The 23,070-nt window shown below is 49.3% G+C and carries 18 protein-coding genes and 3 tRNA genes; 6 read left to right on the forward strand and 15 right to left on the reverse strand.

Features of this window, described 5'->3' with window-relative positions; genetic code table 11:
* Positions 1 to 73: 73 nt before the first annotated feature.
* The 7 genes from lon to H8K38_RS04965 all read right to left on the reverse strand — a co-directional run bounded on the left by lon (position 74) and on the right by H8K38_RS04965 (position 10,788).
* On the reverse strand, positions 74 to 2,479 hold the full coding sequence (gene lon / locus H8K38_RS04935) for an endopeptidase La (RefSeq protein WP_186883682.1): 2,406 nt from the start codon (positions 2,477 to 2,479) through the stop codon (positions 74 to 76).
* A 217-nt stretch (positions 2,480 to 2,696) separates the two neighbouring features.
* Entirely contained in the window at positions 2,697 to 3,962 is a 1,266-nt protein-coding gene (gene clpX / locus H8K38_RS04940) for an ATP-dependent Clp protease ATP-binding subunit ClpX (protein ID WP_186883683.1), read from the reverse strand.
* Positions 3,963 to 4,144: 182 nt separating this feature from the next.
* Entirely contained in the window at positions 4,145 to 4,771 is a 627-nt protein-coding gene (clpP, locus tag H8K38_RS04945) for an ATP-dependent Clp endopeptidase proteolytic subunit ClpP (RefSeq protein WP_304941546.1), read from the reverse strand.
* A gap of 19 nt (positions 4,772 to 4,790) precedes the next feature.
* On the reverse strand, positions 4,791 to 6,140 hold the full coding sequence (tig, locus tag H8K38_RS04950) for a trigger factor (protein WP_186883684.1): 1,350 nt from the start codon (positions 6,138 to 6,140) through the stop codon (positions 4,791 to 4,793).
* Positions 6,141 to 6,168: 28 nt separating this feature from the next.
* Positions 6,169 to 6,255 (reverse strand) — tRNA-Leu (locus H8K38_RS04955).
* A 223-nt stretch (positions 6,256 to 6,478) separates the two neighbouring features.
* Positions 6,479 to 9,574, reverse strand: coding sequence for an efflux RND transporter permease subunit (locus H8K38_RS04960; protein ID WP_186883685.1), 3,096 nt, complete (start codon positions 9,572 to 9,574; stop codon positions 6,479 to 6,481).
* Positions 9,571 to 10,788: an efflux RND transporter periplasmic adaptor subunit gene (locus H8K38_RS04965; RefSeq protein ID WP_370587059.1), complete on the reverse strand. Its 1,218-nt coding sequence runs from the start codon at positions 10,786 to 10,788 to the stop codon at positions 9,571 to 9,573. Before H8K38_RS04965 ends, H8K38_RS04960 begins: the two co-directional genes overlap by 4 nt.
* Positions 10,789 to 10,974: 186 nt before the next feature.
* Here H8K38_RS04965 and hpnC point away from each other — a divergent pair, with 186 nt between their 5' ends.
* Both hpnC and H8K38_RS04975 read left to right on the forward strand, forming a co-directional pair.
* On the forward strand, positions 10,975 to 11,796 hold the full coding sequence (gene hpnC, locus H8K38_RS04970; protein WP_186883686.1) for a squalene synthase HpnC: 822 nt from the start codon (positions 10,975 to 10,977) through the stop codon (positions 11,794 to 11,796).
* A 480-nt stretch (positions 11,797 to 12,276) separates the two neighbouring features.
* Positions 12,277 to 12,981, forward strand: a complete 705-nt coding sequence (locus tag H8K38_RS04975) for a M24 family metallopeptidase (protein WP_222610748.1) — start codon at positions 12,277 to 12,279, stop codon at positions 12,979 to 12,981.
* A gap of 92 nt (positions 12,982 to 13,073) precedes the next feature.
* Here the strand turns inward: H8K38_RS04975 and H8K38_RS04980 are convergent, their stop codons facing one another.
* Positions 13,074 to 13,955, reverse strand: coding sequence for a hypothetical protein (locus H8K38_RS04980; protein WP_186883687.1), 882 nt, complete (start codon positions 13,953 to 13,955; stop codon positions 13,074 to 13,076).
* Positions 13,956 to 14,208: 253 nt separating this feature from the next.
* Here H8K38_RS04980 and hpnD point away from each other — a divergent pair, with 253 nt between their 5' ends.
* A complete protein-coding gene (gene hpnD / locus H8K38_RS04985) occupies positions 14,209 to 15,042 on the forward strand; it encodes a presqualene diphosphate synthase HpnD (RefSeq protein WP_186883688.1) in 834 nt (277 codons plus the stop codon).
* Position 15,043: 1 nt separating this feature from the next.
* A complete protein-coding gene (gene hpnE / locus H8K38_RS04990; protein ID WP_186883790.1) occupies positions 15,044 to 16,375 on the forward strand; it encodes a hydroxysqualene dehydroxylase HpnE in 1,332 nt (443 codons plus the stop codon).
* 28 nt (positions 16,376 to 16,403) lie between these two features.
* Here the strand turns inward: hpnE and radA are convergent, their stop codons facing one another.
* Entirely contained in the window at positions 16,404 to 17,783 is a 1,380-nt protein-coding gene (gene radA, locus H8K38_RS04995) for a DNA repair protein RadA (RefSeq protein WP_186883689.1), read from the reverse strand.
* A gap of 138 nt (positions 17,784 to 17,921) precedes the next feature.
* Between radA and lplT the strand changes: the two genes are divergently transcribed.
* Entirely contained in the window at positions 17,922 to 19,184 is a 1,263-nt protein-coding gene (gene lplT / locus H8K38_RS05000) for a lysophospholipid transporter LplT (protein WP_186883690.1), read from the forward strand.
* On the opposite strand, the gene H8K38_RS05005 is transcribed toward lplT, so the two are convergent.
* Genes H8K38_RS05005 through tsaB form a run of 4 tightly spaced genes read right to left on the reverse strand, consistent with a single transcriptional unit; the run spans position 19,181 to position 22,132 of the window.
* Positions 19,181 to 20,152 carry a DUF1853 family protein gene (locus H8K38_RS05005; protein WP_186883691.1) on the reverse strand — a complete coding sequence of 324 codons (972 nt, stop codon included), beginning with the start codon at positions 20,150 to 20,152 and terminating at the stop codon, positions 19,181 to 19,183. The two genes, lplT and H8K38_RS05005, sit on opposite strands and share 4 nt — an antisense overlap.
* On the reverse strand, positions 20,152 to 20,964 hold the full coding sequence (locus H8K38_RS05010) for a uracil-DNA glycosylase family protein (RefSeq protein ID WP_186883692.1): 813 nt from the start codon (positions 20,962 to 20,964) through the stop codon (positions 20,152 to 20,154). The genes H8K38_RS05005 and H8K38_RS05010 overlap by 1 nt, the downstream gene beginning before the upstream one ends.
* On the reverse strand, positions 20,964 to 21,410 hold the full coding sequence (rimI, locus tag H8K38_RS05015; RefSeq protein WP_186883693.1) for a ribosomal protein S18-alanine N-acetyltransferase: 447 nt from the start codon (positions 21,408 to 21,410) through the stop codon (positions 20,964 to 20,966). Before rimI ends, H8K38_RS05010 begins: the two co-directional genes overlap by 1 nt.
* A 32-nt stretch (positions 21,411 to 21,442) precedes the next feature.
* Entirely contained in the window at positions 21,443 to 22,132 is a 690-nt protein-coding gene (gene tsaB / locus H8K38_RS05020; protein ID WP_186883694.1) for a tRNA (adenosine(37)-N6)-threonylcarbamoyltransferase complex dimerization subunit type 1 TsaB, read from the reverse strand.
* A 73-nt stretch (positions 22,133 to 22,205) separates the two neighbouring features.
* On the opposite strand from tsaB, the gene H8K38_RS05025 reads away from it, so the two are divergent.
* On the forward strand, positions 22,206 to 22,616 hold the full coding sequence (locus H8K38_RS05025; protein WP_186883695.1) for a thioredoxin family protein: 411 nt from the start codon (positions 22,206 to 22,208) through the stop codon (positions 22,614 to 22,616).
* Positions 22,617 to 22,723: 107 nt separating this feature from the next.
* Here H8K38_RS05025 and H8K38_RS05030 read toward each other — a convergent pair.
* Positions 22,724 to 22,800 (reverse strand) — tRNA-Arg (locus H8K38_RS05030).
* 187 nt (positions 22,801 to 22,987) lie between these two features.
* Positions 22,988 to 23,064, reverse strand: a tRNA-Arg gene (locus H8K38_RS05035).
* Between the last annotated feature and the right edge of the window lie 6 nt (positions 23,065 to 23,070).

Below are 23,070 nucleotides of genomic sequence, written 5' to 3' on the forward strand. Positions count from 1 at the left end.
CTATCAATGACGCTTAGATAAAATCTAAATAAAAAACGCCCGAAAATTCGGGCGTTTTTTTATCCATACAACATTAATGCTTCACAACAGCAAGATCAGCAGAAGGCTCACTTGATCCAGCGGCAACGGGAATTTCCGCGTCAACCAAAGGCTGCGGCTGACGCTCCAAAGCAATTTCCAACACCTTGTCTATCCAACGCACCGGGATAATTTCCAGTTTGTTTTTTACATTGTCCGGGATTTCAGCCAGATCCTTTGCGTTCTCCTCCGGAATTAAAACAGTTTTAATTCCGCCGCGATGCGCTGCCAGCAATTTCTCTTTCAAACCACCAATTGGCAATACCTCGCCACGCAAAGTGATCTCACCTGTCATCGCAACATCTGCCCGCACAGGAATCCCGGTGAACACAGATACCAAAGCGGTCGTCATTGCAATACCAGCAGAAGGACCGTCTTTAGGCGTCGCCCCTTCAGGTACGTGAATGTGAATATCACTCTTCTCAAAGACATCAGCCTTAATGCCCAAGCGCTGAGCCCGGCTACGCACAACTGTCCGGGCAGCTTCGATCGACTCCTTCATGACATCACCTAAGGTTCCAGTGCGGATAACGCCACCTTTACCGGGCATAGAAACAGCCTCGATAGTCAAGAGATCGCCACCAACTTCCGTCCATGCCAGACCAACTACCTGACCAATTTGATTATCCTTGACCGCAACGCCAAAATCGTATCGGCGTACACCCAAATATTTATCCAGATTTTTGGAGGTAATCGTCGCTTTTTTCTCACTCTTCTTCAGCAAAAGCATTTTGACGACTTTACGACATATTTTGGAAATTTCGCGCTCCAGCGAACGAACACCAGCCTCCCTTGTGTAATAGCGGATAATATCTCTGATCGCACTTTCTGCGACAGTGATTTCCGTTTCTTTCAGGCCGTTATTTTTAATTTGCTTTTGCAACAAATAGCGCTGAGCAATGCTGGTTTTTTCATCCTCTGTGTAACCAGAAAGACGAATCACTTCCATCCTATCAAGTAAAGCAGGCGGAATATTGTACGAGTTAGACGTCGCGACAAACATCACGTCAGACAGATCAAAATCGACTTCAATGTAATGATCCGAGAACGTATGATTTTGTTCAGGATCAAGCACCTCCAGCAATGCGGACGAAGGATCGCCACGGAAATCCGCCCCCATTTTATCGACTTCATCCAACAAAAAAAGAGGATTTCGAACACCAACCTTGGCCAGGCTCTGCAAAATTTTGCCAGGCATGGAGCCAATGTAAGTGCGACGATGTCCACGAATCTCTGCCTCGTCACGCACACCACCAAGCGCCATGCGAACGAACTTGCGATTCGTTGCCCGGGCAATCGACTGACCGAGAGACGTTTTACCTACACCCGGGGGGCCGACCAGACACAGAATCGGAGCTTTTAACTTATCCACGCGTTGCTGAACAGCAAGATACTCGAGAATGCGCTCTTTAACCTTATCTAAACCGTAATGCTCATCCTCCAGAACCTTCTCAGCATTCGTCAGATCATTATTTACTTTGGATTTTTTCTTCCAAGGCAAACCAACAATAGTATCAATATAATTTCTGACAACTGTTGCCTCTGCAGACATCGGTGACATCATTTTGAGTTTTTTCAACTCATTAAGAGCCTTGTCGCGAGCTTCTTTCGGCATTTTGGCAGCAATGATTTTCTTCTCAAGTTCATCGATATCTGCACCCTCTTCGCCTTCGCCCAGCTCTTTCTGAATCGCTTTCACTTGTTCGTTCAGATAGTACTCACGCTGCGATTTCTCCATCTGACGCTTCACGCGACCACGGATACGTTTTTCCACCTGCAAGATATCGAGTTCGCCTTCAAGTTGCCCAAGCAGATGTTCAAGCCTTTTGGCTACACTGAAAATTTCCAGAATCACTTGCTTTTGCTCCAATTTCAGAGGCAAGTGTGCCGCAATGGTATCTGCAAGACGACCGGCGTCGTCAATACCAGAGAGAGAGGCAAGAATTTCAGGCGGGATTTTTTTGTTCAGTTTTACGTACTGATCAAACTGTTGAACAATTGCACGACGCATCGCTTCAACTTCAGAATCATCTTCCTCAACTGCCGCAACCGGCGTCACTTCAGCACTGAAGTGTGACTCAGAATCATGAATCTGGTGAATGCGGGCACGCTGCGCCCCTTCAACCAATACTTTTACTGTGCCATCAGGCAACTTCAACATTTGCAAAATATTGGCTATACAACCAATTTCATAAATATCGTCAGCCGAAGGCTCGTCCTTCGCAGCGGCTTTTTGAGCAGCAAGCATAATGCTTTTACCCTGCTCCATTGCAGCCTCCAAAGCCTTAATGGACTTTGGGCGCCCCACAAACAGTGGAATAACCATATGGGGAAATACAACCACGTCACGTAATGGCAGCAGCGGCAGTTGAATTTGCTCGGTAATTGAAGTAGTTGTCATGGCGCACCTTTCATAAATACTAGTTGGTAATGTTGGCGCACAAGGCTAAAACACAAGCCCATTATCAGAAAAAACAATAAAAAAGCTACGCAGAGAGCTCCCCGAGTAGCTTTACGGCTGAAGCCATGTTTTTTCCTACTTCATTCTACTTCGATTAAAAAAAATGCGGTGAATAACCATAAAAAAAAGGGGATATCTCCCCTTTTTTTGCAAAAACTCAAGCTCCGGACACTTTGACTTGCTCGTGATAAATAAGCAAAGGCTTAGCACCGTTAGTGATAGTCCCCTCATCAATCACCACTTTTTCAACATTTTGATGGCTAGGCAGATCGTACATAATATCCAACAATGCATGCTCCAGTATCGATCTCAAACCACGCGCACCAGTTTTACGGGCAATCGCTTTTTTTGCAATTGCCTGCAAAGCAGCCGGGCGTATTTCAAGCTCAGTGCCTTCCATTTCCAGCAGTTTTGCATATTGCTTAATCAGCGCATTTTTTGGCTCAACCAGGATCTGAATCAATGCCGCCTCGTCAAGTTCGTTAAGCGTTGCAATAACAGGCAAACGACCAACCAACTCAGGAATCAAACCGAACTTAATCAAATCTTGCGGCTCCGCATCCTGCATCATCTGACTTGCGCTCTTTTCCGTCTGACTTTTAACGCTGGCTGAAAAACCAATACTACTACGCTCTGATCTGTCTAAAATAATCTTTGCCAGTCCATCAAAAGCACCGCCACAAATAAACATGATATTCGTGGTATCGATCTGAATGAAGTCCTGATTTGGATGCTTGCGACCTCCTTGTGGCGGCACCGATGCCATCGTGCCCTCGATCAGCTTCAGCAGAGCCTGCTGCACGCCTTCACCAGACACATCACGTGTGATCGAGGGATTGTCAGATTTACGGGAAATCTTATCAATCTCATCGATATAGACGATACCCTTCTGAGCACGTTCGACTTCATAATTACAGTTCTGCAGTAATTTTTGAATGATATTTTCAACGTCCTCACCAACATAACCAGCCTCGGTCAAGGTCGTCGCGTCTGCGATCACAAACGGTACATTCAACATGCGAGCAAGCGTCTGCGCCAGCAACGTTTTACCTGAACCGGTAGGACCAACCAGCAAAATATTACTCTTTGCGAGCTCTACATCATCCTTTTTACCCAGATGCTTCAGACGCTTGTAATGATTGTAGACAGCGACCGCCAGAATACGCTTTGCATTAGGCTGACCAATCACATACTGATCTAATAAATCGGTAATTTCCTGGGGAGTTGGCAGCTCAGTTTTCGCGCTCGCTATATTGTCAATTTCAGATACTTCATCGCGAATAATGTCATTGCACAAGTCTATGCACTCATCGCAAATAAAGACCGAAGGCCCTGCAATCAGCTTCTTAACCTCATGTTGACTCTTTCCGCAGAATGAGCAGTAGAGCAGTTTTTCACCGCTGGAGGATTTTTTATCGGGCATGGTACGAATATGAGAAAAACAAAATAAATATAAATCGGAACGAAGAGCATATTACCTGCAAAAACAGTTTTCGTCATTGCATGCACAAGATCCAGAAGTACCTGAGAAATCGAATAATTTAGAAAATAAATAAAAAACGCCCGAACCTTTATGGGAACGGGCGTTTATCTAATTCAAGCAGCTTAAGCGCGATGAGTCAAAACTTTATCAATTAACCCGTATTCGACAGCGGCGTCAGCCGACATAAAATTATCACGATCAGTGTCTTTGGCAATCTGATCTAAGCTGCGGCCTGTGTTTTCCGCCAGAATGCCATTCAGACGTTCGCGCAAGTACAAAATTTCACGCGCCTGAATCTCGATATCAGATGCCTGCCCCTGCGCACCACCCAAGGGTTGATGAATCATAATGCGGGAATTCGGTAAAGAGAATCGCTTACCTTTAGCACCTGCCGCCAGTAAAAACGCCCCCATCGACGCAGCCAGACCAGTACACAATGTCGATACATCTGGCTTAATGAACTGCATGGTGTCGTAGATCGCCATCCCGGCAGAAACGGAGCCGCCCGGAGAATTAATGTAGAAAGAAATATCCTTATCTGGATTTTCACTCTCCAAAAACAACAGCTGCGCGACGACCAGATTTGCCGTCTGATCATTCACCGGACCAACCAGAAAAATCACACGCTCTTTCAATAAGCGGGAGTAGATGTCATAGGAACGTTCACCACGCCCACTTTGCTCTACCACCATAGGCACCATGCCCAGCATATTTGTATCCAACGCCGAATTACGGATGATGCCTGTCATGTGATTTTCCTTTTAAAACTTATGCTTGTGCGTTATTGCCCATCAACTCATCGAAAGGCAGTGTTTTTTCAGTCACTTTCGACTTACCGAGAACATAGTTAACGACGTTTTCTTCTAATACAAGGGCTTCAACTTCTGCAAGGCGATTACGATCACTGTAGTAGTACTTCACTACTTGTTGCGGATCTTCGTAGCTTTGCGCGAAATCTTCAACCTGAGCTTTGATCTGCCCTGCAGTTGCCTGCAAATTATTAGCCTTGACCAATTCAGCCAAAATCAGACCCAGACGGACACGGCGCTCTGCTTGTGCATTGAACATCTCAATCGGGAATGGAACGTCTTTCACGTTCATGCCACGTTGTGCCATATCCTGACGAGTCATTTCAGCCAGACGCTCACTGTCTTGCGCAACCAAAGAAGTCGGAACATCAAATATCACCGCCTTAACCAAAGCGTCCATCACGCTTTCTTTTGTTTTCGCTTTAACACGGCCTTTAACTTCACGCTCGAGGTTTTCTTTGATGTCAGTGCGCATCTTTACCAGATCACCATCTTCAACGCCAAGCATCTTAGCAAATTCAGCATCAACTTCAGGCAAATGCGCCCACTCCAGCTTTGTCAAAGTGATGGTAAATTCTGCAGTTTTACCGGCAACATCTTTGCCATGATAATCTTCTGGGAACGCCAACGGGAACGTTTTAGATTCGCCAACTTTCAAGCCAACAGTAGCTGTCTCAAACTCTGGCAACATGCGGCCTTCACCTAACACGAAAGTGAAACCTTCGGCCTTGCCACCCGCAAATTCTACGCCGTCAATTTTACCTACGAAATCAACAGTAACACGGTCACCGTTTTGTGCAGACTGATCTGCACCACCGTCACCATGCGTGCCCTGCTCGCCTTTAACGTGGAAATGTACACGTTGCTTGCGCAGGATATCAATCGTTTTATCGATCTCCGCATCAGTCACATCGGATTTAACCTGTTCAACTTCAGCAGCGGACAAATCGCCGACAACCACTTCAGGGTAGACTTCGAAAGTCGCAGTGAAAGCCAGAGTGCCTTCAGCAACGCCTTCACCTGTTTTTGGCTCAATGTTTGGGTAACCAGCAACACGCAGATTGCTTTCACCAACGGCCGCAGCAAAAGACTGACCAACTTTGTCGTTCAGCACTTCTGTTTCAACCTGGTAACCGTATTGTGCGGCAACCATCTTCATTGGCACTTTGCCTGGACGGAAGCCAGGTGCTTTTGCTGTGCGTGCGCGCACCTTCAAACGTTTTTCAACTTCTGATTGCACATCAGCGATCGGGAAGGAAATTGTAAGGCGGCGTTCCAATTTATCTAAAGTTTCGACTGCAGTTGCCATGAAAATCGTCCAAATAGTAAAAATTCTGTGGTGCGAGGAGGGGGACTCGAACCCCCACACCATTGCTGGCGTCAGGACCTAAACCTGGTGCGTCTACCAATTTCGCCATCCTCGCGGGATGAGTTATGTTACTTACCGGCACATCCGACGCGTCCGGCACAAAAGCAAAGGGCGACCCGAACATCAAGCGTCGCCCAAAACTATTAAATAGTGGCATTACAACTCCAACCCGTAATTCTACTGGATTTTGTAAGCCCGTGCCTTATTTTTTTAATGCTTCAAAAAAAACATTTCAGGCAACTCTGCGTCGATTACCTGAAACACCCCTCGCCTTTTGCTTAAGTCGGCTTTTTAACACGGAACCATGCCGCATACAATGCCGGTAAAAACAGCAAAGTCAGACCAGTTGCGATGATCAATCCCCCCATAATTGCAACGGCCATTGGCCCCCAGAATACCGAGCGCGACAAAGGAATCATCGCCAGCACCGCCGCCGCCGCCGTCAGAATGATAGGCCGGAACCGACGGACAGCAGACTCCACGATCGCAGTCCAGACATCTGAGCCTTCTTGGATATCCTGCTCAATCTGATCAATCAGAATGACTGAATTACGGATAATCATACCGAACAAAGCAATGACGCCTAGTTGCGCAACAAAACCAAACGGCCTCTGCAGCACAAGCAATGCCAGCGCAGCTCCCGCCAATCCCAGCGGCCCGGTCAGGAAAACCAGAATGACGCGGGAAAAACTATGCAGTTGCAACATGAGCAGCGTAAAAATGATAAACACGACTAACGGTACATTGGCAGCAATCGATTCTTGCGCCTTGCCGCTATCCGCGGCGGCACCAGCCAACTCCACTGCATAACCCGGAGGCAAGGCGGCCTGAATACCCTTCAGTTGCGGTGCGATCTGGCTTGATACGGTGGGCCCCTGAATACCATCAACCACGTCAGACTGTACGGTAACAGCCCACTCCCGCCCCTCGCGCCAGACCACGCCTGGCTCCCAGACCAGTTTGATCGTCGCGATCTGCGACAAAGGAACCGATTTCCCGCTCGCAGTAGGGATATTCGCATTGTTCAATGCGTTCACGGTTGAACGCTCATCAACTGGCTGACGCACCACCATGTCGATCAATTTATTGCCATCGCGGAATTGCCCGACGGTTGTACCGCTCAGAATCGTATTCGCCGCGCGCATAACGTTTTGCGAGGTCACACCCAATACCCGCAACTTGTCCTGATCCAAATCGATGCGCACCACTTTCACCGACTCATTCCAGTTGTCATTCACGCCGATCGCATTCGGATTCGCCATCATGACTTGCTTTACCTGATCAGCAATCTCGCGCACCTTCGCCACTTCCAGCCCAGTCACGCGGAACTGCACAGGATAAGGCACTGGTGGTCCGTTCGGCAGCAATTTCACACGTCCGCGCACCTCAGGAAAATCTTTCTTGAAAATATCGACGATTTTTAAACGCAACGCCTCTCGTGATTTTAAATCTTTAGGCAAAACAACCAGTTGAGCAACATTTGTCTGCGGAAAAATCTGATCCAGCGGCAGATAGAAACGTGGACTACCGGTTCCCACATAACTCGTCACACTAGAAACGCCATCCTGCTGCCGCACAAAGTTTTCAAACTTCTTGGTCTGCGCTTCCGTTGCGGCAAATGACGAGCCTTCCGGCAACCACAGTTCGACCATCAATTCAGGACGATTTGAATCCGGGAAAAATTGCTGCTCAATAAATTTAAAACCAAATACTCCAAGGCCAAACACACCCAGGGTGATCGCTATCGTCAGCTTGCGCCACTCGACACACCAATTCACCAGCGCGCGGAAACGGTTGTAAAACGGCGAATCAAACAGCTCATGATGGTGGTTATCATTGACGTTATGCGGCTTTACCTTTAACAGCAGATAACCAAGATAAGGCGTAAACAACACAGCTGCCAGCCACGAAATAATCAGTGCCAGCGCATTCACGGAGAACATCGAAAACGTGTATTCGCCCGCTGCCGATTTAGCCAGGCCGATAGGCAAAAAGCCTGCGGCCGTAATCAAAGTTCCGGTCAACATCGGCATCGCCGTTGATGTGTAAGCAAAGGTGGCGGCGTCAAAGCGAGAGAAGCCCTCCTCCATTTTACGCACCATCATTTCTACCGCAATAATCGCATCATCGACCAATAGACCGAGCGCAATAATCAAAGCGCCAAGTGAAATTTTATGCAAATCGATGTCAAAGATACGCATGAACAAGAAGGTAATCGCCAACACCAGAGGAATCGTCAGACCGACAACAAGACCCGGCCAAATGTCGAGGCGAAAAGGTTTGGTATGCAAGCCAAGCGACAGAAAACTGACCGCCAGCACAATGACGACCGCCTCAATCAGCGTATGTAAAAACTCACCGACAGATTCTTTCACCGCGTCAGGCTGATTTGTCACCTGCTCCAGTTGTATGCCCACCGGAAGTTTTGCCTTGATCGTACGGACATCCGCTTGTAAATGCTTGCCCAGCTCAATGATATTGCCGCCTTTTTCCATAGAAATACCAAGGCCGATCACTTCCTTGCCGTTAAAACGCATTTTGTCTTGCGGTGGATTTTTATACTCACGTTTTACTGTCGCAAAATCTCCAAGGCGGAAAGTGGTGCCGTTTGCCCGCAATTGCAGATTTTCAAGGTCCTTCACCTTCATTAAGGCACCGGAAACCCGGACTTGCAGGTTATCTGTGGAAGTTGTCAGTACGCCGGTACTTTCAATCCCATTTTGCGAGCCGATCTGAGAAACAATCGCATCGAAAGAAATACCCAGTTGGGAAAATTTCTTTTGAGAGAATTCGATATTCAGTTTTTCATCCTGCACGCCGAACAATTCCACCTTCGACACCGAAGGGATGCGTAAGAACTGCTGACGAACGAAATCGGCATATTCCTTTACTTCTTCATAGGTGAAACCATCACCCGACAACGCAAAGATAGAGCCGTAAGTATCACCAAATTCATCGTTAAAGTAAGGGCCGAGCACACCCGGCGGCAAAGTGGCTTTGATATCACCTATCTTCTTACGCACCTGATACCAGGATTGCGCCGTTTCTTTCGGCGGCGTGGATTCACGCAACTGCAGAATAATCAGTGTTTCGCCTGGCTTGGAATAACTGCGGATGCGATCAATGTACGGCGTCTCTTGCAGTTTTTTTTCCAGTTTGTCGGTCACCTGGTCGGCCATTTGCAAAGCAGTCGCACCCGGCCACATTGCGCGGACGACCATCGCGCGGAAAGTGAACGGCGGATCTTCATCCTGCCCCAGCTTCCCATAACTGAAAATACCGCCAAGCAGCAATACAACGATCAGATAACGGATAAGCGGGATATGCTCCAGCGCCCAACCTGACAAATTAAAACTTCTCGAAGAGTTACTCATTTAGAGGCTCCCACCGCAGAAGCTGACGCTTCCGTCACTGGCGGCTTTGTTGCTGGCGGCTTTATTGCAGGAGACTCAGCTCCCAGTATGCTGACTTTCTGCCCTTGTTTTAACAAATTAACACCAGCAGTCACGACCTGCTGCCCAGAAGAAATCCCACCAGCAATCAACACATCTTCGCCCGATGCGCCAGCCAGTTTTACCGGCACCAACTTCACCACACCGCCACTGACGATCCAGACCGCTGTCTGCCCTTTATCCTGAAATAAAGCCGTGGTCGGCAGTTTAAATACTGGCGCCGGATTCGGTGCGACGAAGCTGACATTGGCCGTCATACCGAGGCGCACATCTTTTGCATCCGCGGGCAAACTGACTTTAGCAAGATAAGTACGCGTCACCGCATCCGCGACCGGTGATAATTCACGTAACTTACCCGGCAATGCCAATGTCGGATCAGCCCATAAGCCGACCCTGATATCACTCATCTGCCGTATGGTATTGATTTTGTTTTCCGGAATACCGACCACCACATCCATCTCACCGGTTTGCGCAACACGGACAACCGGCGTTCCGGCAGCAACAACCTGCCCGACTTCTGCGTCAATCCCGGTGACGACGCCATCGACATCAGCAATCAGCGTCGCGTATCCCGCCTGATTGCTCTGATTTTTAAAGCCGGCAACTGCCTGCTCGAAACTGGCTTGCGCTGCTTTATAGGCGACCTCTTTGCTATCGAGGATTGCTGCAGCAACGAAATTCTTTGCGCGTAATTCCTGATAGCGTTTTAAATCGGCCTGAGCCAGATCGCGATTACTTTCTGCTGCTGTCAACGCCGCTTTCGCCTGCGTTTGTGCCAGCAATAAATCCTGAGGATCAAGCTGCATCAGCAATTGTCCGCGCTTCACCACGGTTCCCAGCTCGACTTTACGTTGAACGATTTTGCCGCCGACACGAAAGCCCAGGCGGGATTCTATCCGTGGGCGCACTTCGCCGGATAATTCAAATGCCACATCAGAAGTGGTATTGGTCGCTGTGACCACACGCACTGGCCGCACGTCCTCGGTTTTCTCAACCGGCTTGGAACAGGCCACCAACAAACTCAACAAGGAAAGCGCAGCAATCGCCCGCGACGAGGACAAACCTGAATGCCGCAGTTTGACGCGATTGACAACGGGGGACGCGTCAGCGAACACGGGAGTTTTTAGTGTTAACACAAAAGTTTTCCTTTACTATGCGGACTGAATGAGGCGGCTGGTAACGAGATGACATATTCATCATTACCGCAACTAAATGCAACTGATCGCACTGATTTTAAATAAATGACTGGCTGGTTATTTATTATAATTAAGGTCAACCTCTTTGCCAATGACTTTTCGGTCATTAAGGATTTATACCCACTTATGTCCGTTGAACACTACGAAAATTTTCCTGTCGCATCGATCTTACTTCCACCACATTTACGACCGGCAGTCGAAGTCATTTATGCTTTTGCCCGCAGTGCGGACGATATTGCGGACGAGGGAGATGCCACGCCTGAACAGCGTCTGACAGCGCTCAGCGCCTATGAGCAGGAGCTCGACTTCATTGAGCAAAACAGCAACAGCACTCAGCCCATGTTCATCGCGCTGGCTGATGTTATCCGACAACACCAACTGCCGCTGCAGGCGTTTCGGGATTTACTTTCGGCATTTAAACAGGACGTGGTCACCACCCGTTATGTTGATTTCGGACAGTTGCAAGATTACTGCTGTCGTTCGGCTAATCCGGTTGGTCGGATTATGCTGCATCTGTATCGCGCGGCGACGCCAGAAAACCTCCGTGACTCGGATGCGATTTGCTCGGCACTACAGTTGATTAATTTCTGGCAGGATGTCGCTATTGATTGGAAAAAACAGCGCATCTATCTGCCGCAAAGTGACATGCAAACCTTCGGCGTCAGCGAGCAGGATATCGCGAATCAGAATTTGAACACCGCCTGGCAAGCACTGATGCAATTCCAAACCGCGCGCGCGCGTCAGATGATGCTCTCAGGTAGCGGACTGGCGACGCAACTTCCAGGCCGCATAGGCTGGGAGCTGCGCTTAGTTATTCAGGGCGGTCTGCGCATCATAGAGAAAATTGAAGCTGTGAATGGCGATGTGTTTCATCATCGGCCAACACTGAAGGCGCAGGATTGGCTACTGCTGGGCTGGCGCGCACTGCGAATGCCATCCAGAGACTGATTCAGCATCAATAAATACTCCCCCCAGTATGCAAAAGAGCCCAATGAATACGCTGAGGTTAGCGAGGTTTCTTAAAAATAGTGGGGGAGTATATAAATTATTGCAAAATGAACATCAAGTTACAAAAAATTTCAACATCCATAAATAAGTGCGTAAAGCGCTGACGTATACTGAAACAAAGCCGCATAATGCGACTGGCAAGACGATCCCAGTCCCCACCTCCAGCAACCTTAACAACGCCAGGCTTACTCATGCGAACTTGTATATCGCGAATGTTTTTCCTACTATGCGTTTTCCCACTGAGTGCGTGCACTGTCATTGCCATCGCCGACGTCGCGGTCTCCACGACAGTGAAAGTCGGGGGTGCCGTCGTTGGAACGGCGGTGGATGTGACCGCCGCAGGCGTTAAAGCAGTAACCAAGAGCAACCCTGAAAAATAAACCCAGATTCACTATCACGCCCAGTTGAAACGGAAAGATTATGCCAACCGCGTTCGAGATCGAACAGCACAGACAAGTACAAAGCGCCGCCAAAACTGTATTGCAGCAAATGGCTGGTCTGATTACTGCAGATGACACCGAAAAAAGTATCGCTGAAAAAGCGCACCGGCTACTGCAGGCGCAAGGCTATCCGGATACCTGGTATCACTCTTGTCCGGCACTGGTATTACTCGGGTCTCGCAGTTGCGTCTCCGTCTCCGGGCGCGATTATCAACCCAATGAAGAACGTGTCGGTAACGATAATCTGGTGACGATCGATCTGAGTCCGACGCGGGATCGCTTTTGGGGCGACTGCGCCCGTTCATTTCCGATAGAACATGGCAAAGTCACACCGACACCGCAATTAATCGAATTCAGAAATGGTCTGAATTTCCTGAAACAGATGCATCAGCAAATGCAGGCGCTGGTAAGACCTCAGACCACGTTTGGCCAGTTGTTCGAATGGGCCAATATGCGCATACGTCAGAACGGTTTCGTCAATCTCGATTATCGCAACAACGTCGGCCACAGCATCGCTAACGACAAAGATCAGCGCCAGTATATTGATTCCAGCAATGACATCCCTTTGTCGGAAGTTGGTTTTTTCAGCTTTGAACCCTTTATCAGACTCAAAGGTGGTAAATGGGGTTTCAAGCGGGAAGGCATTTTTTATTTTAATGACGCGGGGATACTGGAAGAGCTGTAACCACCTCCGTTGCGCGATACATCAGGCAGTAAAAAAGCCCACCGATGATGGTGGGCTTTTTTATATGAAGCGAATACTGAATAAAAGTACGCTCAGGCGCAATTAACCACGACGTTGCTTGCTGCATCCGGCTTGGTAATGTCTGCCACACCGCTCGCATTCTGCACAGTACAGGTCTGTCCGGTCGGTTGCGTTGCCACTGTCACCGCATATGTCATGCCATTGAGCAGACTCCAGCCAAAATTATAAATACCGATCGTGCTGATCGCCAAGGTATCGGCAGTGGATTTTGCTGTCGTCGCATTCGACAGCGTCAATGTATTACCAGCGGTCAGACCATTCACCGTCACCTTGACCGGTACCGCAGGAACGCAGGAAACCGCGACATTGTTGATCGCGTTCGGATATTTATTATCCGCTACGCCGGTACCATTGGCGACCGTACAATACTGTGCGGCTGGTGGCATCGCCACCGTCACATTGTAACGATACCCACTCACCACATAATTGGTCAGCTGGAATGCGCCATTGGCAGACAAGGCCATCGTCTTGTCTGTGGCGACACTGGTCGCAGGATTCACGGTGTTGTTGTTCAAGGTAATGGTGCCGCTGTCAGCCATGCCTGACAGGGTTCCTGATACAGGCACATTCGGCACACAGGTGACGAGGATGTTATTCAGCGCGCCCTCACCTGTCATTTTTCCCGTGCCATTCGCGACCGTGCAATTCACCAGATTTGGCTGACTATAGACAACGACAGAGTAATTCGCATTGCTCGCCACATTGAATGAAAAAGGCCCATCAGCGGTCAGCGTCCGGGTGAAGTTTTGCTCATTCATTAATATCACTGAATTTGCCCCTGTTGTTCCCAGACCCGTGACGGTGCCGCCGACGGAGGTGTAAACGAAGCCACCACATCCAGCCAGGATAATTCCCAGGCCACCCAAAATTGCCACAAGTTTCGATTTATTCAAGATGTTTGTCCAAATTTAAAGTTTCGAGTCAAAAGCCAGGCTCTTTTGTGCAGAGCGATAATATAATGCGCCCACTATTATACGAGCTGTCGCGTTTTGAGTTAAGAATTCTACAATCTGATTACATTACGATACTTCCGTTCTACATGCGGTATCGCAATCTGAACAGGTTGAGACATGTTGAAGTTTGTTAGCATAGCAACTCTTATCAACTTTGATCAGCCCAGCGTTAACAACTTTTTTATATTCCAGCATGTCACCAGACGAATATTGCCAACAAAAAGCCGCAGAAAGCGGCTCCAGTTTCTACTACAGCTTCCTGTTCCTGCCAGCAGAAAGACGCCGCGCCATTACTGCGCTCTATGCTTTTTGCCGTGAAGTGGATGATGTCGTCGATGAAAGTACTGACGATATGGTTGCCCGCAGCAAACTGACATGGTGGCGCAAAGAAATTCAAGCAATGCTGGCGAATGCGCCGACACATCCTGTCACCAGAGCCTTGCTGCCACATATGACGACTTACCAGCTTGAAGGTGCGCACCTGATGGCCGTTATTGATGGCATGGAAATGGATCTGAATCAGACCCGTTACCTTGATTTTCCTGCGCTGCAAAAATACTGCTGGCATGTCGCTGGTGTCGTCGGGATTTTATCGGCCAGCATCTTTGGCATTAGCAATCCGCAAACCAAAGTATTCGCAGAGAAACTCGGTCTTGCGTTTCAAATGACCAACATCATTCGTGACGTCGGTGAAGATGCGCGCAAGGGCAGAATTTATCTTCCGGTCAATGAACTGCAACAGTTCAAGGTGACGGCAGCCGACATACTGAATGCCAGACATAGCCCTGAATTTGAAGCGCTGATGCAGTTCCAGTACGAACGGGCTCAGAAACTCTATGATGAGGCACTGGCATTACTGCCACCAGAAGACCGCCGCGCACAGCGTACCGGGTTGATTATGGCAGCCATCTACAGAACACTGCTATCGGAAATTCAGCGCGATGGCTTTCATGTGCTGAGCCAGCGCATCTCGCTGACACCGATACGTAAACTCTGGCTCGCCTGGAAAACCTATATCCGTGGCTGAAATGGCGAAGGTCTCGGAAAAAATTGCTGTGATCGGTGGTGGCTGGGCAGGCTGTGCGGCAGCCGTCACATTGACGCAGAACGGACATCAGGTCAGCCTGTTTGAGTCAGCCAAAACACTCGGTGGCCGCGCGCGCGGCGTCGGGATTAATGGGCTCACGGTTGATAATGGCCAGCATATTCTGCTGGGCGCATATCAGCAGAGTCTGAAATTAATGAAAACCGTCGGTGTTGACCTGAACACTGCGTTTTTGCGGCTGCCGCTACAAATGATTTACCCAGAGCACGAAGATGGCATGCACTTCATTGCGCCACGACTGCCTGCGCCACTGCATATGCTCGTGGCTCTCTGGAGGGCGAAAGGTCTGCGCCGCGAAGACAAGCTGGCACTCGCTCGATTTTCCTCTGCAGCGCGCTGGATGGGCTGGACGCTCAATACCGATTGCACCGTCGCAGAATTGCTGCAACGCTTTGATCAGACGGACAGACTGTGCCGCCTGATGTGGAATCCACTTTGCATCGCTGCATTGAATACACCTGCTGAACAGGCTTCTGCGCAGGTATTTCTGAACGTCCTGCGGGACAGCCTTGGCGCCAGTCGCGCCGCATCCGACATGTTGCTGCCGAGACTGAATCTGTCTGCACTGTTCCCGCAAAAAGCGGCGGAATTCTTACAGCTCCACGGCGCTGACGTGGCATGTTCAAGCGCAATCAAAGCAATCAAAAAAGACGGCGCATCTCAATGGATCATCGAGTCTGCACAGCAGAATGAGCAGGCATTTGACGGCATCGTTATTGCCACTGATGCCAGTAATGCACAGCGACTGCTGAGCGATGCGGACACCGGCATGACATTGCCACCACTGACATACGAAGCCATCACGAGCTGCTATTTGCAGTATGCGCCAGGAATAAGCCTGTCGCGCCCCATGTATGCTTTATTGGACGATCCCTCGCAACAGCGATGGGGGCAATATGTATTTGACCGCGGCCAGTTACATGGTGATCAGAGCGGCTTGTTTGCGGTCGTGATCAGCGCACCAGAAGAGCACCAACAAGATCACCAGTCGCTCGCAGGCGCGATCGCCCGGCAATTAGCTGACAGCTTCCAGCGCCCCGAACTGGCAAGCCCTCTGTGGCATCAGATCATTACTGAAAAAAGAGCAACCTTCAGTTGCACTCCGGCGCTACAACGCCCGCCAAACAGCACGGGCATAGCCGGGCTGACATTGGCCGGAGACTATACGCAGGGCGATTATCCGGCGACACTCGAAGGCGCGGTCAGCAGCGGCATCCACGCAGCAACTGAGGTCATCAACAGCCTGCGCCAATAAACACAACTGCTGCGCGCGAGGCAAGATCTCAGTTCGCATCATCAATATCGCGGATACGGCTCATTGCTTCATCAATCCTATCAACTGCAATGATGGTAAGCCCCTCGATTTTTTGCTTGGGCGCATTCGCTTTCGGAATCATGGCTATCGTAAATCCGAGCTTGGCTGCTTCTTTCAAGCGTTCTTGCCCTCGCGGCGCTGGCCGTATCTCACCAGCCAGACCGACCTCGCCGAACACAACCAGGCTACGTGGCAAGGGCTTATTTCGCATCGACGAATTAATCGCCAGCAAGACAGCAAGGTCGGCCGCAGGCTCTGCAATTTTGACGCCACCGACCGCATTAATAAACACATCCTGATCAAACGCCGCAACACCGGCATGCCGGTGCAACACAGCAAGCAACATCGCCAGACGATTTTGCTCCAGACCGACAGATAAACGCTTCGCATTCGGTGCGAAGGAGCTGTCAACCAGCGCCTGTATCTCGACCAACAAGGGTCTGGTTCCCTCTTGGGTCACCATGACACAGGAACCAGCGACCTGAGACTCATGCTGAGAAAGAAACAATGCCGACGGATTAGATACGCCTTTCAAGCCGCGCTCGGTCATGGCGAAGACACCCAGTTCATTCACCGCACCAAAGCGGTTTTTAATCGCCCTGACCAGACGGAAACTCGAATGTGTATCACCTTCAAAGTACAGCACAGTATCCACAATGTGTTCCAACACGCGGGGTCCCGCCAGGGCACCCTCTTTCGTCACATGACCGACCAGAATCATGGTGATATTCATGGTTTTTGCGACGCGTGTCAGCTGCGCCGCACATTCACGCACCTGCGCCACCGAGCCCGGTGCCGAGCTTAGTGCATCTGAGTAGATCGTCTGAATCGAATCAATCACTACTACTTCCGGCTTATGATCCGCCAGTGTGTTCAGAATTTTTTCGAGCTGAATCTCCGCCTGCAAAGCCAGTCCATGCGTATCAAGCACCAGCCGGTTCGCCCTTAAAGCGATCTGCGCGCCAGACTCCTCACCGCTGACATACAGCACTTTCTTTATCTTGGTCAGATTCGACAAGGCTTGCAGCAACAGTGTGGACTTTCCGATTCCAGGATCACCGCCGATCAAAACGACGCCACCCGGCACTAAGCCGCCACCCAGGACGCGATCAAACTCCTCGATACCCGTACCAAAACGTGGTACATCTGACGCTTCGATATCGGAAAGATTCAACACTGGTGCGGTTTGCGCGAGACTTTGGTGTTTCCCCGAAAAACGATTGCCAGCCGCCTCTATGATCGTTTCGACCAAGGTATTCCATTGCCCGCACGAGGGACACTGCCCGGCCCATTTATTGACGATGCCGCCGCACTCCGTGCAGGTGTAATTAGTTTTTGCCTTAGCCATAACTTTTCAAAGAAAACGTAATAAACACTGATATTTTACCCAGTAATTTCTGATATACATGCTCTAATTCAGCGATCAGGCGAGATTTTCATGGTATAAAGCTGACCGATAACACTTTGTAACAGGCAAACGACAAGCATGAGACGTGGTTTCTATACAATTATGGCGGCACAGTTTTTTTCTTCGCTGGCCGACAATGCGCTACTGATTGCCTCCATGGCGTTACTGGTATCGATGCAATCGCCAAGCTGGATGCCACCTTTACTGAAATTTTTCTTCGCTGTCTCTTACGTATTACTAGCCGCCTTTGTCGGCGCCTTTGCTGATGCTCTCCCCAAAGGCAAGGTCATGTTCATTACGAATATGATTAAAGTCCTTGGTTGCGCTTTAATGTTTTTTCATGTGCATCCCTTGATTGCCTATGCTCTCGTCGGATTTGGTGCAGCAGCGTATTCGCCGGCAAAATATGGCATTCTGACGGAATTGCTCCCCCCTGAAAAACTGGTCGCTGCAAATGGCTGGATCGAAGGCTTAACAGTGACCTCCATCATTCTCGGCACCGTACTTGGTGGTGCGCTGGTCACCCCTCATATTTCGGCGACCTTGCTGAATTTTGATTTCCCGGTGGTTGATTTTCCAATTAATACGCCGACCGAGGCAGCACTCTGCGTCATTACCTTCTTTTATGGGCTTGCCGCTCTGTTTAATTTGCGCATCCCCGACACAGGTGCCCGTTACGCCCATCAAAAGCCCCATCCAGTGCAATTAGTGTGTGATTTTTCTCATTGCTTTGTCACCCTATGGAAAGACAAATTGGGGCAGATTTCACTGGCTGTCACTACGCTGTTCTGGGGCGCCGGGGCAACACTGCAGTTTATCGTTTTAAAATGGGCAGAAGAATCTTTACAAATGCCGCTGAATAAAGCAGCGGTATTACAAGGTGTTGTCGCTATCGGCATTGCCATCGGCGCAGTTGCTGCCGCTAAATTTGTCCCACTCAAAAAATCCCTGGCAGTCATGCCCATGGGCATCGCAATGGGACTAGTCGTCACCACCATGATCTTCGTACACAGCGTCTGGCTCGCCTATCCTTTACTTGTTCTGGTTGGTGCACTGGCAGGCTTCTTTGTAGTACCTATGAATGCCCTCTTACAGCACCGCGGCCATGTGCTGATGAGTGCTGGACACTCAGTTGCGGTACAGAATTTCAATGAAAACTTATCAGTACTGATCATGTTGGGCTTGTACGCGCTAATGATCTATTTAGACCTGAACATTCAAGCTGTGATTGTAATATTCGGTTTATTTGTGGCGAGTACAATGTTCATTGTGATGAGAAAGCATAGTGCAAACCAGCGCCAGTTTGATTCACTGGCACTGATAGGTGAACATAAGCACTAGGGACGCAATATTGCCGCAGAAGCCCGATCCCACCAGTCGTCAGGAATCAGCATACCGCGGCAAACTTCCCGGGCAATACCGTTCTGGGTAACGGTGATCGCAAGCAACACTGGCGCCGTCGATATCGAAAAATGTGATTTGATCTGTGTCAGTAATTCTTGCTTTCCGAATACAGCGTCACTACTCAGTTGCACCGGTGCCAGCCAGGCAAGGCGCTGCAAAATAACGCCTTCGCACTCAGTCATTTCCTGCAAATCACGCAAAGTCCAGATGTAACCACGACAATGCTGCTCCGATACTCCATCAACCGCAGAGCCTGCTCGACCGATATCCATATCGCGATAAAACAACCAGCCTTTGACAAGTGCTTGTGAATGCAGCAAAGGAAAAGGCAACAATTTCTTTGCGGCCGGATGCAAACCCAGACGCAATTGCTGCTGCACTATTTTCTTCATCTTGGCACCCAGCGTATCCGCGAGATTCGGGCCGAGATAATTAAACAAATCAGGTGCTCCGCTTTGTTCAGATGCCGCGTCAGAAAAAAACAAATAAAACTTTGTCGCCAACTCCCAATGCACAAGCCCCGCGCCTTCTTTTACCAGAAAATCAAACTCGCCAATGGTACGTGCCTGCTCATCATTCACTTGCAGACCATGCGCAAACAGCTCACCTGAATCAGCAAGATAAAAAGCAAGCAACACCTCCGCATACAAACCCAGTCGTTTTGTCGGCGCATCACGCAAGGCCTGATGCAAAGGCGCCGGAAATACATCAAGCTTGGTTAACCACCGTTCAAGCTGAATCTGAGATGGTAGCTCCGGTGCGACGATCGCACCTTGCCACACGGGGGACTGCTGATCGAGCAAATCGGGAGAACTTAACAACCATGCGAGTGAGCGGACATGCACATCGTTCAGATGTCCCCACTGTTGATGAAACTGTGCCTGATAGTCTGGATAGACTCGCATCAGACGTTTGTTGGTAAAGCGTTTTGAGCGAGACACAAATCGCGCCACGCCTTACTTTTTTCTACAGGTTTACGCAATAAATACGCAGGGTGGTAGGTCACAATCATAGGCACACCGTTGACATGATGTTCTTTTCCACGTAATTGCGAAACAGGCGTATCAGGATCTGCCCCCAATAAGGCAATTGCTGCCGTCTTACCCAGAGCAACAATCACTTTCGGCTGAATTAAGGCAATCTGGCGCTGCAAATACGGCAGACAAGCCTGTATTTCATCGGCCGTTGGCGGCCTGTCTTTACCGCGGCTATCCGTCGGTCGACATTTGACAACATTAGCAATATACGCACGTTCACCGCGCTGCACACCAAGTGCCCGCAGCATATTATCAAGCAACTGTCCGGCTGCGCCGACAAACGGCTCACCCTGTAAGTTTTCGTTATAGCCCGGACCTTCACCGACAAACAACCATGTCGCTGCGGTATCTCCAGTGCCAAAAACTGTTTTTGTCCTACCTTTACACAAGCCACAAGCCACACAAGATGCAACTTCGGCTTGCAATGCATCCCAGGACATCACAGATACGCGATCCACGGGATCAGACGCCACTGGCGCTGAAGACGGGGTTACGTCCGCCACTGTTACAACATCGGTGACACCACCGTCAGGCAAAACAGCCGCAGGAGGAACATCCGCCAACGCCAACGTCGCAGCTACTGGAGTTACCTCCTCAGACGCATAGCGGGAGAGCCACAACGGGCCCAAACCCATTGCATTCAGAATTTTGATACGAGCCGTTTGTTCGGCAGCATTCATCAGCACATTCTCCGCATCACGATTGCATCTTCACGGGTATTTACATCGACAGGATAGTAGGCTTTTCTTCTGCCGATTTCCTCAAAGCCATCGGCAAGGTACACCTCAATTGCCCGATAATTACTACGCCGGACTTCCAACAAAACTGACGTCATGTCCTGTTCTTTTGCATACAGATGCAGGTATCTCAACATGGCGCTCGCATATCCCTGCCCTTGATTTTCTTTACGGACCGCGAAATTCAGCAGATGCAATTCGTCAACAACAGGCATTACAAAAAAATAAGCGGCAATTTCTCCGGAATGATCGCGAATACCAAATGCCTGATAGCCACTTAAAAACGAATCGGTAAAATTTCCTCTGGACCAGGGATGAGAGTATACCGCCTCTTCAATCGTCAGTATCTGATCAATGTCCGCAAAACCCAATTTCACAAAGTTATGCATGTTTTCTTATACTCTGTACGAAAAGCCGCATATTACTTCTGCCCCTGCACCAAAGCTCGTTCGGCAGTAGTTAAGGCAATCTTATTTCTCAGGTACAGCGGCTGCGCCAGCTCTGGTGAGACATCCTGACCGCTTGCCAGCCCCAGTCTCCCCAACTCCGCAACCTGTTTTGCATGCGGCATCATCGGAATCGATGGAAACTGAATAAATTGAGAAGGCAAAACAACGCCATTCCCAAGGACAAAATACGGTGAATCAAGATCAGCACTCGGCGTAATATCTTCTATCTTCGCCAACACTGGAGCGCTAACTTCTACGCAGACTCCACCTACAAAGCGGTACTGCGCCCAGTACACCTCGCTCATACGCGCATCCAGAACGCAAATAAAATTATCCGTCTTTACCTCTGCGAATGCTGCCAACGCCGTCGCGTGCAGACTAACCACTGGCACAACGTTTAATTCTGCGCCATAGGCAAGCCCCTGAACAATGCCGCAAGCTGTGCGTATTCCTGTAAATGCACCGGGGCCGCATCCGTAAGCCAAAACATCACAGTCAGACAGTGCGATGCTGGCCTCCGACAGCAATGACTGCAACGCAGGCAAAATTCCTTGTGAATGGGTCTGCACACCGGATAACTCGCGCACATAAATCTGATCATCGACAAGCAAAGCTGCTGATGCCAGTTCGGTCGATGTTTCTATTGCTAAAATCGTTGTCATAGACGTATTTTACCGTGTTCACTTCAGTGCAAGGCTGGATTTCTATTGAGATTGAATCGGTTAGAATTACAACATGAACGCACATATTCACACTAATGATCTGAAACAGTTGAAAAATCAACTGAACACCAAACACTGGCTGGTCGCCTGCCTTTGCGCTGCATGGTGCGACACCTGTAATATTTATCGCACAGCATTTGAAGAACTGGCTGTCCGCCATCCGGAAAAGTGCTTTGCCTGGGTCGACATAGAAGACCATGCCCATCTGGTCGAAGATATAGAAATTGAAAATTTCCCTACCATCCTGATTCAATATAACGATGACGTGGCATTTCTGGGAACGATGCTGCCTGACGCATCACAACTCCACCGGCTCATTACGTCCATCGAAGAAAGCGTACGATCCAACCCGATCAAGCGCAGCTCCCTCAATCAGGAGGCACCGGAAAACTGGAGTCTACGCCGGTTAATACTCGCGGACTAGTCAATCACTAAGCCAATTCGGTGTTCATGTCAGCGTGAGCACATTCTTCAACTTGAACATCTCAGAATAGAAAAAAGGGACTAGATTTGCATCTAGTCCCTTGAATCTGGTGCGGCTGGCAGGAATCGAACCCACGACCCCTTGGTTCGTAGCCAAGTACTCTATCCAGCTGAGCTACAGCCGCGAAGAAGAAAATTATAGCACAAGTAAACCCAACATTTAAAGCCCCTCTGCTCAACTTTTGTGACGCGAGATAAATAAGTATTAAGGCAAGCAAAAAAAATGCAGCGAACCGGGGAAGAAAATGAACAAGAAAAAAAGAAGCGCAGAATAGAAAAAAGGGACTAGATTTACATCTAGTCCCTTGAATCTGGTGCGGCTGGCAGGAATCGAACCCACGACCCCTTGGTTCGTAGCCAAGTACTCTATCCAGCTGAGCTACAGCCGCGAAAAA

This window comes from Undibacterium sp. FT79W (assembly GCF_014284215.1).
GTDB classification, from domain to species: Bacteria; Pseudomonadota; Gammaproteobacteria; order Burkholderiales; family Burkholderiaceae_D; genus Undibacterium; species Undibacterium aquatile.